General features: G+C 60.2%; 11 protein-coding genes. 5 read left to right on the top strand and 6 right to left on the bottom strand.

Features of this window, described 5'->3' with window-relative positions:
- The first annotated feature begins 379 nt into the window (after positions 1–379).
- Genes NKI49_RS00895 through NKI49_RS00885 form a run of 3 tightly spaced genes read left to right on the top strand, consistent with a single transcriptional unit; the run spans position 380 to position 3,893 of the window.
- Positions 380–1,594, top strand: a complete 1,215-nt coding sequence (locus NKI49_RS00895) for a hypothetical protein (protein ID WP_352598202.1) — start codon at positions 380–382, stop codon at positions 1,592–1,594.
- Positions 1,591–2,037, top strand: coding sequence for a three component ABC system middle component (locus NKI49_RS00890; RefSeq protein ID WP_352598203.1), 447 nt, complete (start codon positions 1,591–1,593; stop codon positions 2,035–2,037). The genes NKI49_RS00895 and NKI49_RS00890 overlap by 4 nt, the downstream gene beginning before the upstream one ends.
- Positions 2,034–3,893 (top strand): DUF3732 domain-containing protein, encoded by a 1,860-nt coding sequence (locus NKI49_RS00885; RefSeq protein ID WP_352598204.1) that lies wholly within the window; start codon positions 2,034–2,036, stop codon positions 3,891–3,893. The genes NKI49_RS00890 and NKI49_RS00885 overlap by 4 nt, the downstream gene beginning before the upstream one ends.
- A 257-nt stretch (positions 3,894–4,150) precedes the next feature.
- Here NKI49_RS00885 and NKI49_RS00880 read toward each other — a convergent pair whose 3' ends face one another.
- The 5 genes from NKI49_RS00880 to NKI49_RS00860 form a co-directional block, all read right to left on the bottom strand.
- A complete protein-coding gene (locus NKI49_RS00880) occupies positions 4,151–5,923 on the bottom strand; it encodes an AMP-binding protein (protein ID WP_352598205.1) in 1,773 nt (590 codons plus the stop codon).
- 264 nt (positions 5,924–6,187) lie between these two features.
- A complete protein-coding gene (gene hisG / locus NKI49_RS00875) occupies positions 6,188–6,886 on the bottom strand; it encodes an ATP phosphoribosyltransferase (protein ID WP_352598206.1) in 699 nt (232 codons plus the stop codon).
- Positions 6,883–8,004, bottom strand: coding sequence for an ATP phosphoribosyltransferase regulatory subunit (locus tag NKI49_RS00870; RefSeq protein ID WP_352598207.1), 1,122 nt, complete (start codon positions 8,002–8,004; stop codon positions 6,883–6,885). The genes hisG and NKI49_RS00870 overlap by 4 nt, the downstream gene beginning before the upstream one ends.
- Positions 8,005–8,094: 90 nt before the next feature.
- Positions 8,095–9,597: a histidine--tRNA ligase gene (gene hisS, locus NKI49_RS00865; RefSeq protein ID WP_352598208.1), complete on the bottom strand. Its 1,503-nt coding sequence runs from the start codon at positions 9,595–9,597 to the stop codon at positions 8,095–8,097.
- A gap of 254 nt (positions 9,598–9,851) precedes the next feature.
- Entirely contained in the window at positions 9,852–10,490 is a 639-nt protein-coding gene (locus NKI49_RS00860) for a DNA-3-methyladenine glycosylase I (protein WP_352598209.1), read from the bottom strand.
- A 214-nt stretch (positions 10,491–10,704) separates the two neighbouring features.
- Here NKI49_RS00860 and NKI49_RS00855 point away from each other — a divergent pair, with 214 nt between their 5' ends.
- A complete protein-coding gene (locus tag NKI49_RS00855; RefSeq protein ID WP_352598210.1) occupies positions 10,705–11,439 on the top strand; it encodes a L,D-transpeptidase in 735 nt (244 codons plus the stop codon).
- A gap of 270 nt (positions 11,440–11,709) precedes the next feature.
- Entirely contained in the window at positions 11,710–12,630 is a 921-nt protein-coding gene (locus tag NKI49_RS00850; RefSeq protein WP_352598211.1) for a bifunctional 5,10-methylenetetrahydrofolate dehydrogenase/5,10-methenyltetrahydrofolate cyclohydrolase, read from the top strand.
- 17 nt (positions 12,631–12,647) lie between these two features.
- Here NKI49_RS00850 and glcF read toward each other — a convergent pair whose 3' ends face one another.
- Positions 12,648–13,973: a glycolate oxidase subunit GlcF gene (gene glcF, locus NKI49_RS00845; protein ID WP_352598212.1), complete on the bottom strand. Its 1,326-nt coding sequence runs from the start codon at positions 13,971–13,973 to the stop codon at positions 12,648–12,650.
- Between the last annotated feature and the right edge of the window lie 5 nt (positions 13,974–13,978).

The raw sequence follows: 13,978 nt of genomic DNA, 5'->3' as shown, positions 1-13,978 counted from the left end.
CCAGGCTTGCTGTCGGGGCAAGGCGAACTTCGAAGGTGCATTTATTGAACGGCTGCTTTGCGCCGCTTATCGGTCATTTCGGACGGTCGGAACCTGCCACTGAAAGCGGACATACTCACCACCTCCGCACAGGCCGAGTTGGGCAGAAAGTTCCAGAGTCCTGCCGGTTCCGGACGGGACGAGATTTATTCAACCGAGCGAGAATCTCCAGATCTTCCTTCTCAATACCCGAGAAGGCGAAGTCAGCGACAGAACCGGTTAAATTGAAATGGATCTTAGCTCCAAACCCCATTGTTAGTAAATTGAAATAGCGGTTGGCAGCTGCTAGGTGTCGGGGTAACAACTTGGGGTGTGTTTTCTCAAATTCTGTTGGTAGGTCATGAGCGGAAGGTCGCGTGTCGATACGACTAGTGCAGAAGATAAATCAATTGGTTTCGACTACCAGTATTATTACTTTCTAAATGAGTTGCTAAATTTGAAAACTGGTCAAGTTGTGGGCTTGGAGGTTCTAGATGACGTTCATATCGAGCGCCCTGACGGCACCAATCTACTTGTCCAGCTGAAGCACACAGTTCAGACGAGCGCACAGGGCACTCCTATCAACCTTACGACGCTGGACAATGATCTTTGGAAATCGATTTCGAACTGGTGCAAATTGATCATCGACCCGGCGGATGGACGGGCGTCGGTGGATTCTCAGCTTGCCTTTCTTAAAAAGACCAGCTTCCTGCTCGCATCCAACAAGTCAGAGAACGAAAAAAACGCCCTTCTGATATCCATTGAATCCTTCAAAGCTACCACCAAAAGTCATGCTGAGCTTGTCGCTGATATCACGTCGCTCAAGGCAAAAAGCAAAGACCAGGTGATTCAAGGCTACATCGATGACACGCTTTCACTCGACGCCGCCGTGTCAGAGAGGTTTTTTGAGCACCTGTCGTTCGCTTTGGGGAAGGACGAAATCATCAACCTATGTAGAGCGTCCATCGCGGAGAAGCAGATACACCAATCCCGTATTGACGACGTTTTTCACGCCATCGACTCAGAGGTACGGCAAAATTCCTACGCCACCGTCAAGGCAGGGCAGAAAATCACGATCAGCTTTGACGAATTCACCCAGAAATACCGACGGTATTTCGATAAAGCTCGGAGCGGCGGTCTGCTTTTCAGGAAATTTCCACCTGTTTTGCCGGACAATCTCCTCGACCAGACGTTCATCAAGCAATTGGTGGATATCAATGACATCTCGGAGGATGGCATTGAGTTTCATACGAATTTCACCATCAGGCGGCTGCACTTTCGCGATAACATCGAACGACTGATCCAGGACGGGGATATCACCCAATCCGATATTGACGATTTGGAGGAGGAGGCTTCCGTCATGTGGGAAGGCAAGTTCCTCCAGGCTTACTCAGGCCAACAGTCAACCGGTGACGAGAGCGCATCTGCCCGTGCGATTGTCGGAGATTTGCGGCAGAGAAAGCTGACGCTTGCTTCGCAGGAGCTTCCGATACCCATGAGCCATGGCGGGTTCTACGATCTCTCTGATCGACCGGTGATTGGCTGGTTGAGCAACTGGAAAGACCGCTACAAGTGAAGTTCAGTTCATATTACAACAATCTCGGGATCAATGCGTTCGCGATCTCCTCTGTGCTGAAAGAGGCGGGATTTCTGGCGACTCCCCAAATTGCGTTGATTTTGCCAGTTGTTGCGCATCGCCAGATGGTAAAAAAGCTAGCAGATGGCAGATTCCGCTTTGTCAGTTTTGAACAGTATATGATCGATAACGTCGAATTCTTCTACAATTTTAATGAGCGATACTTTGCGTCTCTTACCCCTACCGTTAATGCCATCCAATTTTTGTATGAGATGGGCGTGCTTCAATTGAAGGGCGATGGCGCGGTGATTGCGTCTGATTTACCCTTCGACTCATCGATGGGCAAACGCGCCGAGCGCGTTAAGCGCGCGGCACCAAACATAGCTGCCCTGGTTTCCGGCAATGCTGAAGTTTTCTACCTCAATGCGAGGATCGAGCTATGAAATTCTACATCGAAAGCCTGCACTTGTGGCTCAAGACCGAACAAAGAAGGTCCGTTACGTTCTTGCCGAACAAGGTGAATGTGATCACCGGAGACAGCCACACTGGTAAAACCGCCATCCTGGACATCGTCGATTATTGCATGTTCGCGAGCAAGCACCGTATTTCTGAGAGCATTATCAACGAAAATGTCGCCTGGTACGGACTGCGCGTTCATGTGAACGATAAAATCTATACGCTGGCAAGACGCGCACCGGCAGGAACGACCACATCGTCTGATTACTCCTTCTCCTCAATAGGAGAAATTCCGGACTCCGCGCCAATCCCGAATATCAGCGAAAGTGTTTTGAAGAAGCAATTAAGCGCTGACTTCGGCATCGACCAAGACGTCAAAATTCCCTTTGGCGGGAGAACGCTGCAAACCGGCGCTAGGGTGTCTCTGCGATACTTCCTGCTCTTCAACACGATCTCTCAAGATATAATCACCCATAGCGATCAGTTTTTCGACAAGCAGAACGAGCCTCGCTATCAAGAGGCGTTACCACGCATATTTGACATTGCTGTGGGGATCGACACGGTCGAGAACATACTGAAGCGAGAGAAACGGGCTGAGTTGGAGCGAAGCCTCGCCCGCCTTGAAAAACTGGCCGCGAAAACGGAGGAAAAGCACGATCAGTTTAACGCCCAATTGGCTGAAACCGTCGCGCGGGCGAAGGGATACGGACTCGTTGCCGACGATACAGATGCAGATGCTTCAGTCGCCGCGTTGAAGCGAATGGTGACAGAGCGGGAGAGTGGCCCCGATCTGTATGTATCCGCGCAGTATGAGGAAATTTCTTCACAGATATACCGAGTTTCTCGAAAGATCAGGGGGCTTCGCAAATTCGCTTCGGAGTATGGAAATCATAAGGTGACCCTCAAGGAGACGGCGGATAGCCTCCAGCCTATTGAATATCTGATGAGGAACTACGAGGAGGCGGTTCGTACATCCGTATTCGAAGACATTCTCAGGAACCTTTCTGAGGGTCTACAGCAAATTAAAGACGCCACTGCTCGAAAGACGCCGTTGGACAGTAACATTTCCGAAATTATCAAGGGATTGGAAACTCAGCGCCGGAAGCTCGAAAAAGACCTTCAAGCCCTTCCCGCCGAGATGGAGAGCTTCGAGACCGACAAAGATAAATATATCTTCATCGGCGAAACGAAAGCCAAACTAGAGCTGTACGGCGATCCAGAGTCAGAAAAAGCTCAAGACAACAGTCAGTTGATCGCAAACCTGGAAGCTGAAATCGAAGACCTCGCTGTGTCACCTGTCAGCGACCGGCAAGAGCTGTTCACCAGGACCCTAGATGAGGCAATCCAGGAATATATTTCTTTAACAAAGGCAGCGCTCGGGAACTATGGCGAATATCGTTCTGCCTTCAATTACTCGGAAAAGAAGCTTCATCTTCGCAAACCAAGAACAGCATCGACCGAGAACGTCGGCAGCAGTTCCAACCACATGTTCCTCCACCTGTTTCTGTTCCTTGGTCTGCATGAGCTGATCATGCGGAACGACGGCATTCACGTGGCACCGTTTCTGATTATTGATCAGTTCTCTAGGCCCTACTGGGGCGAGGATGATCAGGAGGACGGGGAAGGCGAGAAGGACGTCGACCAGAGCGATGTCGCAAAGGTCAAGTTGGCATTGGAGCTTTTGGACCAGTTCATCACTACGGCAAATGAAATGGGAAAAGAGTTCCAGATGATCGTTTTCGAGCACATAAATCCGCGATATTGGGACGGGCTCAAGAACGTGCACCTAGTTGAAATTTTCCGAGATGGAAACGCCCTGATCCCGATTTCCAGGCTGGACTAGGGCGTATGGGGCGCGAACGTCTGCCAATATCCGCAATTGATCTGAAACCGCCATATCGGCAACCTATTCTAGTGGCCTTTTTTTAGTGAGACCAGCGCGGCCGTTTCGACCGTAACGAGGTCGGGAGTGGTACGGCAGCTACCCCATCATCGCTCGCCAGAACCAGCCAGTCGGCCTCCGGCCCCAAATGCGACATTTCATTTCGCAATGTCCAGACACTAGCAGCTTTCTTGTCCCGAGCAGCCCAACCCGTGGCTTCAAGCCGTCCTCTCCACCACCAGCCCCAGCTCCTCCACCATCGCCTGGCGCATCAGGAACTTCTGCGGCTTGCCGGTTACCGTCATCGGCAATTCGGTGCGGAAGCGGATGTGGCGCGGGATCTTGTAGTGGGCGATCTGGCCGGCGCAGAAGGTTTTGATCTCCTGTTCGGTGGCGATCTGGCCGGGCTTGAGCACGATCCAGGCGCAGAGCTCCTCGCCATATTTGGCGTCGGGAATGCCGAACACCTGCACTTCCCGCACCTTGGGGTGGCGGTAGAGGAATTCCTCGACCTCGCGGGGATAGACGTTCTCGCCGCCGCGAATGACCATGTCCTTGACCCGGCCGACGATGTTGCAATAGCCCTCGGCGTCGATGGTGGCGAGGTCGCCTGTGTGCATCCAGCCGTCGCTGTCGATCGCCTCGCGGGTCTTGTCGTCGTCGTCCCAATATCCCTTCATCACGGAATAGCCGCGCGTGCACAGCTCGCCCGGCATGCCGACGGCGACGGTGGCGCCATCGGCATCGATGGCCTTGACCTCGACATGCGGGTGGATGCGCCCGACGGTCGAGACGCGTTTTTCCAGCGGGTCGTCGACGCCGCTCTGGAAGGAAACCGGGCTGGTCTCGGTCATGCCGTAGGCGATGGTCACTTCGGACATGTGCATCAGCGAGACGACCTTCTTCATCACCTCGATCGGGCATGGCGAACCGGCCATGATGCCGGTGCGCAGGCTGGAGAGATCGAATGTGCCGAAGTCCGGATGATCGAGCAGGCCGACGAACATGGTCGGCACGCCATAGAGGCCGGTGCAGCGTTCCTGCGCCACCGCTTTCAGCGTGGCGCCAGGGTCGAAGCCCTCGCCAGGAAAGACCATGGTCGCGCCTTTGGTGACGCAGCCCATCGTACCCATCGACATGCCGAAGCAATGGTAGAGCGGCACGGGAATGCAGAGCCGGTCGTCGGCCGTCAACCTGATCGCCGAAGTGACGAAATTGCCGTTGTTGACGATGTTGTTGTGGGTCAGCGTCGCGCCTTTGGGCGCTCCGGTGGTGCCCGAGGTGAACTGGATGTTGATGGCATCGTTTGGCTTCAGTCCCTCGGAAATGCGGTCGAGGCTGTCATGCTCGTCGCGCCCGGCCATGGCCAGCACATCGGCGAAATTGAACATGCCGGGCGAATTCTCCTCGCCCATGCGGATGACGATCCTGAGCGCCGGCAGTTTTTGTGCCTTGAGCTTGCCGGGCGCCGCCCTGGCGATCTCCGGCGCCAGCGTTTCGATCATGCCGAGATAATCCGAGCTCTTGAAGCTGGCCGCGGTGACCAGCGCCCGGCAAGCGACCTTGTTCAGCGCATACTCCAGCTCGGTCAGCCGGTAGGCAGGATTGATGTTGACCAGGATCAGGCCGATGCGGGCGGTGGCGAATTGCGTCACCAGCCATTCCCAGCGGTTGGGCGACCAGATGCCGACGCGGTCCCCCTTCTCCAGGCCAAGCGCCAGGAAGCCGGCGGCCAGCGCATCCACCGTGTCCGACAGCTCGCTCCAGGTGAAGCGCTTGTCCTGGCCGACGAAGACGGCGGCATCGAGGGTGCCATGTTTGCTGACCGTATCGGAGAAAAGCGCAGGGATGGTCTTGTCGAGCAGCGGCACTTTGCGTTCACCCGAGACATGCGCCCTGCCGTCGACCGGCGCGACAAAGACACCGCCAGTGCGCGCTCCGCGCCCGCGCAGATTGGTGGCGTTCTTCAGCTCGTCGAGATTGACCGGCATCGCTCTCTCCTCCCACGATATCCGAACTTACCAGCCTGCCTGGACGGTGGAAATCCCGCCGAAGGTATGGCGGGGCTTCGAAGGCGGGCCGCGCAGCCTTCGATGGTCGCGAGAATGGCGCAGAAACGAAAAACCCGCCTTGGCTGGCGGGCGGGTGGCGCAAATCAACACCATATCCAAATTAGTAGCATAGCTGCGGGCACAAAGCAAGAACAAAATTTGCCTGCTGCCAGATTCGACAATCGCCGAGATACGCTGGACGGGCTATTCCCGCACCGATGCCATCCTCGCCGCGACGTCGCGCAGGATCGTCTCGTCGGCCTTGGAACGCGGCTTTCTCGACGCGACAAGACACGCCTCGGAGCGCAGGACGACGCCGTCGGCCAGCACCTTGAGATGGTTGGCGCGCAGCGTCGAGCCCGTGGTGGTGATGTCGACGATGACATCGGCGAGCCCCGCCGCCGGCGCGCCTTCGGTGGCGCCCAGGCTTTCGACGATCCGGTAGACCTGGATGCCGTGCTTCTGCGAGAAGAATTGCTGCGTCAGCCGCCAGTATTTGGTGGCAATGCGCAGCCGCCGGCCATGGCGGTGGCGGAAATCGGCGGCGACGTCGTCGAGATCGGCCATGGTGTCGACGTCGAGCCAGATTTCGGGGACCGCCACCACGACATCGGCATGGCCGAAGCCGAGACGGGCGACGATTTCGGCGCGGGCCTCCCAGTCGGCGAGGTTTTCGCGCACCAGATCCTCGCCGGTGATGCCGAGATCGACCGCGCCCTGGCCGATCTCGCCCGATATCTCGGACGCCGACAGGAAGGCGATGTCGATGCCATCGGCGCCTTCGATCCGGGCGCGATAGGAGCGTTCGTCGCCGGGCAGGCTGACAGCGAGACCGGCCTTGGCCAGCATCTCCAGCGCCTGTTCCTTGAGGCGACCTTTCGACGGGATTGCCAGTGTGATCATCGTGCTGCCTCCCGCAAGGACTCGATGCGGTCGAGCCAGACGGAAAAGCCGACGCCGGGGATCGGTGTCTTGGCGCCAAGCAACGTCAGCAGCCGGTCGTACCGGCCGCCGCCGGCCAGCGGCCTGTCGCCGCCTTGCGCCGCGATTTCGAAGACCACGCCGGTGTAATAATCGAGCGGACGGCCGAAGGCGGCATCGTAGCGGATTTTTCCAGCCGGCAAGCCATGCGCCTCGATCGCGCCGGCGCGGGACGCGAACTTCTCCAGCGCGGCGCCCAGCGACAACCCGGCACCGGCGGCGAAGGCTTCCAGCGCGTGGGCCGCGCCATCGAGCGGCACGTCGATCGAAAGAAAATTCTTCAGCGCAGCGAAGGCGTCGTTCGACAGCCGCACGCTGCGCAATTCAGCCTTCTCGATCAGCCGCCGCGCAATATCCGATGGCGCGCGTCCGGCCGATGCCGACAGGCCGGCCTCTTCCATGCCGCCGGCGATATGGGCGGAAAGACCCTCGATATCGCCGTCGAGGACGAGCGCCGCGACCGGGCCGGAAAGCTGGCCGTTGCGCGGCGGGTTGGCGAGATCGGCGAGCGCTGCCTCAAGCATCGGCGCCGAGCCGAAGGCGCGCGCAAGCCGCATGCGCCAGCCACGCGGCAGGCCAAGGGCTGCGAGCACCGCCTCGAAAATGGTCTGGTCGCCGAGGGTGATCGCCAATGGCTGGTCGGGCAGCACCAGGGAGAGCAGCGCATGCGCATCGGCCAGCGAACGGGCATCGGCTTGCGCGGTGTCACGATCGCCGAGATCCTCGATGCCGGCCTGGAAAAACTCGTTGCCACCTTCGCGGCGCTGGCGAAACACCTCGCCGAGATAGGAATAACGGCGCGGCGTGCCGGCCTGGCTGGCGATGTGGTCCAGGCAGACGGGAATGGTAAATTCAGGGCGCAGGCAGAGCGTCTGCCCGGTCTCGCTTTCGGTCAGGAAAATGCGGCGGCGCAAATCCTCGCCGGCCATGTCGAGGAAGGGGTCGGCCGGCTGCAGAACGGCAACCTCGACCGCGTGCGTGTTGCGTGTGGCGAAGAGGTTTGTGATATCGGCTGATATGGCGGGGTAGCGCGAGGTCATTATGCCAGCCTCCGTATCGCACGACCCACTGGTTTGGGACTAGTGGGTCGACCAAAGGCCGGCACTCTACGGCGCGACAGAACGCGGCCTCTACTTGCCACGCGCCCTCTCCTCAGCCTGCGCCGCCAGTATCTTCCTGACCTCCACCACCACGTCGCTCTCCGCCACCGTCACCTGTGCCGGGCGGGCGGCGCGCCATTCGGCGTTGTCTGCTATCTCCGCCGACATGCGCGCGCCTTCGATCAGGTCCTTGATCTGCAATTCGCCCGTGGCGCGCTCGTCGCCGCCCTGGATGATTGCGACCGGGCAGCCGCGCCGGTCGGCGTATTTGAGCTGCGCCTTCATGCCGGCGCCGCCGAGATACATTTCGGAGCGGATGCCGGCGGCACGCAGCTCCGCCACCATTTTCTGATAGCGGCCGAGGCTGTCGGTGTCCCTGTCCATCACCAGCACGACGACAGGCGCGATCACGTCGGCGCTGTCGAGCTTGCCGAGGTTCTTCAGCGCCGTCATCAGCCTGGAGACGCCGATGGAGAAACCGGTCGCCGGCACCGGCTCGCCGCGGAAGCGCGAGACGAGCCCGTCATAGCGGCCGCCGCCGCCGACCGAACCAAAGCGCACGATCTGGCCGTCCTCGTTGGGAATTTCAGCGAGAAGCTCAGCCTCGAAGACGGGGCCGGTGTAATATTCGAGGCCACGGACGACGGAACGATCCATCGTGACGCGATCCTCGCCGTATCCTGCTGCCCTGACCAACGCTTCGATCATAGAAAGTTCGCTGGCGCCTTCCTGGTAGACTGCGTTCGAACTAACCATGGAATCCTGGCCAGCCTGTCCATTCTTCGCTGTCGCGGTCAGCACTGCCTCGGCCTGCCCGTTATTCAACCCGGCGCCCTTGGCGAAGTCGCCTTCGCCTTCCTTGCCGCCATCCCAGCGCCCCGGTCCAAGCAGCAACCTCACGCCTTCCGGCCCGAGCTTGTCCAGCTTGTCGATCGCCCGCAGCACAGTCAGCCTTCGACCGGCATTTTCGTCGCCGCCTAGGCCGATTGCCTCCAGCACGCCGTCCAGCACCTTGCGGTTGTTGACGCGGATGACGTAGTCGCCGCGCTTGATGCCGAGCGCCTCCATGACGTCGGCCATCATCATCGCCATTTCGGCGTCGGCCGCCACGCCCGGCGTGCCGATCGTGTCGGCGTCGAACTGCATGAACTGGCGGAAGCGGCCGGGGCCGGGCTTTTCGTTGCGGAACACCCAGCCGGAGCGGTAGCTGCGGTATGGCTTGGGCAGGCGCTCGTAGTTCTCGGCGACGAAGCGCGCCGTCGGCGCGGTCAGGTCGTAGCGCAGCGACAGCCATTGGTCGTCATCGTCCTGGAACGAGAACACGCCCTCGTTCGGCCGGTCCTGGTCGGGCAGGAACTTGCCGAGCGCATCGGTGTATTCGATCAGCGGCTGGTCTGCCGGTTCGAAGCCGTAAAGCTCATAGACCGAGCGGATCGTCGCCATCATCTTCTCGACGGCGCGGATGTCCTCGGCGCTGCGGTCGGCAAAACCGCGCGGCAGCCGCGCTTTCGTCTTCTCCGATTTGTCGGCCATGTGATTTTGCCCGGTATTTCGTGATGCTTGAAGGTCAACAATGTTGCGATTTTCGCAACGCGCGTGTCCTAACCGATGCGACAAGGACCAGCAAGGGTAACCCTGCAAGGCGAGCCATCGATGAAGGTGTCCTTCTCCCCGTCACTTACGGGGAGAAGTGCCCGGCAGGGCGATGAGGGGCAGCACAGAGCGACCAGGACTTTGCCAGCGCGAACGGCACCTGAAATCGCCTCCCGCGAGGGGAAGGTGGGGAGCTACTTCGGCCGTTTGAAAGCCTTCCGTTCGTTCTCGACTTGCATGCGGCAAACGCAGCCCTCGAGATGATCGTTGACCAGCCCCATGGCCTGCATGAAAGCGTACACCGTGGTCGGGCCGACAAAACTCCAGCCGCGCTTCTTCAGTTCCTTCGAAATCCGGACCGAGACTGCCGTGGTCGGGTTGGCGCGCAGATGGGCGATATCGACGATCTCGGGCCGTTCCTCCTTGCCGGGTTCGAATTTCCAGAACCAGGCGGCCAGCGAGCCGAATTCATCGGCCATTTCGCGGGCGCGTTTGGCGTTGTTGATGGTCGAGACGATCTTGCCGCGGTGACGGATGATGCCGGCATCGCCAAGCAGGCGTTCGACGTCCTCTTCGGTGAAGAGCGCGACCTTGTCGAATTCGAAATTGGCGAAAGCCTCGCGAAAGTTTTCCCGCTTGCGCAGGATGGTCAGCCAGGACAGGCCGGATTGAAAACCTTCGAGGCAGATCTTTTCGAACAGCCTGCGGTCATCCGACACGGGCCGGCCCCATTCATGGTCGTGATAATGCAGATAGTCGGGCAGATTGCCATGCCAGAAGCAGCGCGCGACACCGTCGGGACCAGCAAGCAGGCCGGTGTTTTCGTTTCCCATGGCCAAAGATCCATTCGTTAACGCGCTTTTGCGCCGGTTTTACCGCGGCTTTACCAGATTCCTGAACCCGGCGGTAACCACACCAAAAGGTTTACCGACACTTGCACATTTTACGCATTCCGATTCATGATTCGGTTGCTGCTTCCACGCCAATGATCGCTGAACCGGGAGGATGTTTCCACCCGATATGTTCGACGATCAAGGTGCGTTCCCGATGAAGAGAGTTTTGCTTTCCGTGCTCGGCGGCATGGCTATATTTGCCGCCGGCGTCACGCCCTCGACCGCAGGCGACCGCTATGCCGACAGGCCGCCGGTGATGGTGAGCCCCGACCTTTCCGCGCCCTGGGTGCTCCAGCTTGGCCAGGCGCCGGGCATCGTGCGGCGCCAGGCCGTGCAGCCGCGCCTGCGCTACGCTCAGCCGGCGCAGCCCGACAGGGTACAGACGGCGGCGGTGCAGGCGCCGGCCAAACGCATGGTCACGCGCGCGCAGATCAATCCGATCTACCTGCCGCAGGAAGTCGCCTATGACGGCCCGCAGAAGCCGGGCACGATCGTCATCGACACGACGCAGAATTTCCTCTTTCTGATCGAGAAGAACGGCAAGGCGCGGCGCTATGGCGTCGGCACCGGCAAGCCCGGTTTCGAATGGTCGGGCACGCACAAGATCACCAACAAGCGCGAGTGGCCGGACTGGCGCCCGCCGGCGCAGATGATCAAGCGCGAGGCCGCCAAGGGCCGCTATCTGCCGACCTATCTCGCTGGCGGCATGGAAAACCCGCTCGGCGCCCGCGCGCTCTATCTCGGCACGACCGAGTATCGCATCCACGGCACCAACCAGCCGTGGACGATCGGCGGCGCGGTATCGTCGGGCTGCATCCGCATGCGCAACGAGGACGTGGTCGACCTCTATGAACGGGTCAATGTCGGAACCACTGTCGAGGTGATATAATTCCGGTTGCGAATCACTTGGCCGGTAAAGCAGCCAGCTTTTCGAGGCCAGTCTGGAGACAACGGGGGACGGGCCGTATGGGGATGCGGCCAGTCAGGAAGGGCAGCACGGGGAACCGCGCTGCCCTTTCCGTTTTGATCGGGGTCTGAAGCGTAGCGACGCACTCTTTCGCCGTCACGTCGCGCAAGAGGCATGACGGTTCGCTTTCGTGCTGCCATTGCCGATATTCTTTTGCTATGTCGGCGGTATCAAGCCGAAAAGAGTCCACCCATGTCCCTGTCCGACGACAGCCGCTATCTCCGGGGCGGCCCGGTTGCCCAGCGCATCATCGCGGCGGTGCGCGAAGATGCGGCCATTGCCAAGGCCGAGGGTTTCCCGCCCAAGCTGATCTCGATCACCGTCGGCGACACCGATGCGGTTGGCGTTTACGTGCGCAATCAGCGCGCCAAGGCCCACCTCGCCGGCATCGATTTCGAGGAACGGCGTTTTCCCGCCACAATCACCTCAGGCGAACTGGAAGCGGCGATCCATGGCCTGAACGCCGATCCGCGCGTCACCGGCATCATCATCCAGCGGCCGGTTCCCGCCCACATCCCGATCAAGACCTTGCAGGCGGCAGTGCATCCGCTCAAGGATGTCGAAGGCATGCATCCGGCCTCGATCGGCAACATCGTCTACAACCAGCTCGACCTCGCGCCCTGCACAGCGGCCGCCTCGGTCGAACTGCTGAAGGAAACCGGTCTCGACCTCAAGGGGCTGGAAGTCGTGATCGTCGGCCATTCCGAAATTGTCGGTAAGCCGATAGCTTTCCTGCTGATGAGCGAAGGCGCGACGGTGACGGTCTGCCACCATATGACGCGATCGGTTGCAGCGCATGCGCGCCGCGCCGACGCGCTGTTCGTCGCTGTCGGCAAGCCGCGGCTGATCAAGGCCGACATGGTCAAACCCGGTGCTGCCGTCATCGACATCGGTATCAATTCCGAGATCGGGCCGGATGGGGTAAGCCGCATCGTCGGCGACGTCGACACCGAAAGCGTGCGCGAAGTCGCCTCCTGGATCACGCCGGTGCCGGGCGGCGTCGGTCCGATCACCGTGGCGATCCTGCTGCGCAATACGATGGTGGCGCTCAGCCGGCAGCGCGCTCTTTACGAGGCGACATACGGCACGGCGGACAGGCTGGCGGCGGAGTAGCGCCGGGACGGCCGCCCCTATTCCGCGGCGATCAAGCTCTCTTCCCGAACGCCTTCCGGCTTCGGCCCGCCATAAGCCCAGTCAAGCAGCTTTATCGTATGCACCACCGGCAGCTTCGCGGCGGATGCGATCTGCGTTATGCAGCCGATGTTGCCGGTGGCGACAACCGAGGCACCCGTCGCCTCTATGTTTCTTACCTTGCGGTCACGGAGCCTGGCCGAAATGTCGGACTGCAGGATGTTGTAGGTGCCGGCGGAACCGCAGCACAGATGGCCCTCGCGCGGCTCGCGCACGATGAAGCCGGCCCTGGCTAGCAGTTCCTTCGGCTGGCGGGTGATCTTCTGGCCGTGCTGCATCGAGCAGGCGGAGTGATAGGCGACGACCGTGCCCGGCTTGCGCACCGGTTCGGGCAGGTCGATGGCGGTCAGGTATTCCGTAATGTCCTTGGCCAGAGCGGAAACACGTGCAGCCTTGTCGGCATAGGCCGGATCGAGCCGCAGCATGAAACCATAATCCTTGATGGTGGTGCCGCAGCCGGACGCGGTGATGATGATGGCATCGATCCCACCATCTTCGATGGCGCGGGTCCAGGCATCGACATTTTGTCTTGCCGAAGCAAGGGCGGCTTGCTCCCGCCCCATGTGATGGACGAGCGCGCCGCAGCAGCCCTCTCCTTGCGGCACCACGACCTCGACGCCGAGCCGGGTCAGCAGCGAGATCGTCGTGTCGTTGATGGCGGGATCAAGCACGGATTGCGCGCAGCCGGTGAGGATGGCGACGCGGCCCTTTTTTGCCCCCTGCCCGGCGTGGATTCCCGGCGCGGCCAATGGCGAGGCGGTAGGGATCGACGCCGGGGCGAGTTTGAGCATCGCGCCGAGCGGCTTCAGCGCCGGGAACTTTTCGAACAAGCCGATGAATGGCTTGCCCAGCTTGGCCAGTTTGAGCGCGGCGCGGAAGCGCCGGGGATAAGGCAGCACGAAGGCCAGCATGGCGCGGGTCAGGCGGTCGAACAACGGCCGCTTGTAGGTCTGCTGGATATGGGCGCGGGCATGGTCGACCAGATGCATGTAATTGACGCCCGACGGGCAGGTGGTCATGCAGGCGAGGCAGGACAGGCAGCGGTCGATGTGGGTGACGATCTCCTTGTCGGCCGGACGGCCGTTCTCCAGCATGTCCTTGATCAGGTAGATGCGGCCGCGCGGCGAATCGAGCTCGTTGCCCAATGTCACATAGGTCGGGCAGGTGGCGGTGCAGAAACCGCAATGCACGCATTTGCGCAGGATCTTCTCCGATTCCGCGACATGCGGGTCGGCAAGCTGGGCAAGAGAGAAGTTGGTCTGCATCTCGT

It is taken from the genome of Mesorhizobium sp. M0587, assembly GCF_040320945.1.
GTDB lineage: Bacteria > Pseudomonadota > Alphaproteobacteria > Rhizobiales > Rhizobiaceae > Mesorhizobium.
Note: the sequence above shows the minus strand (reverse complement) of the source record. Positions and strands in the feature narration are given on the sequence as shown.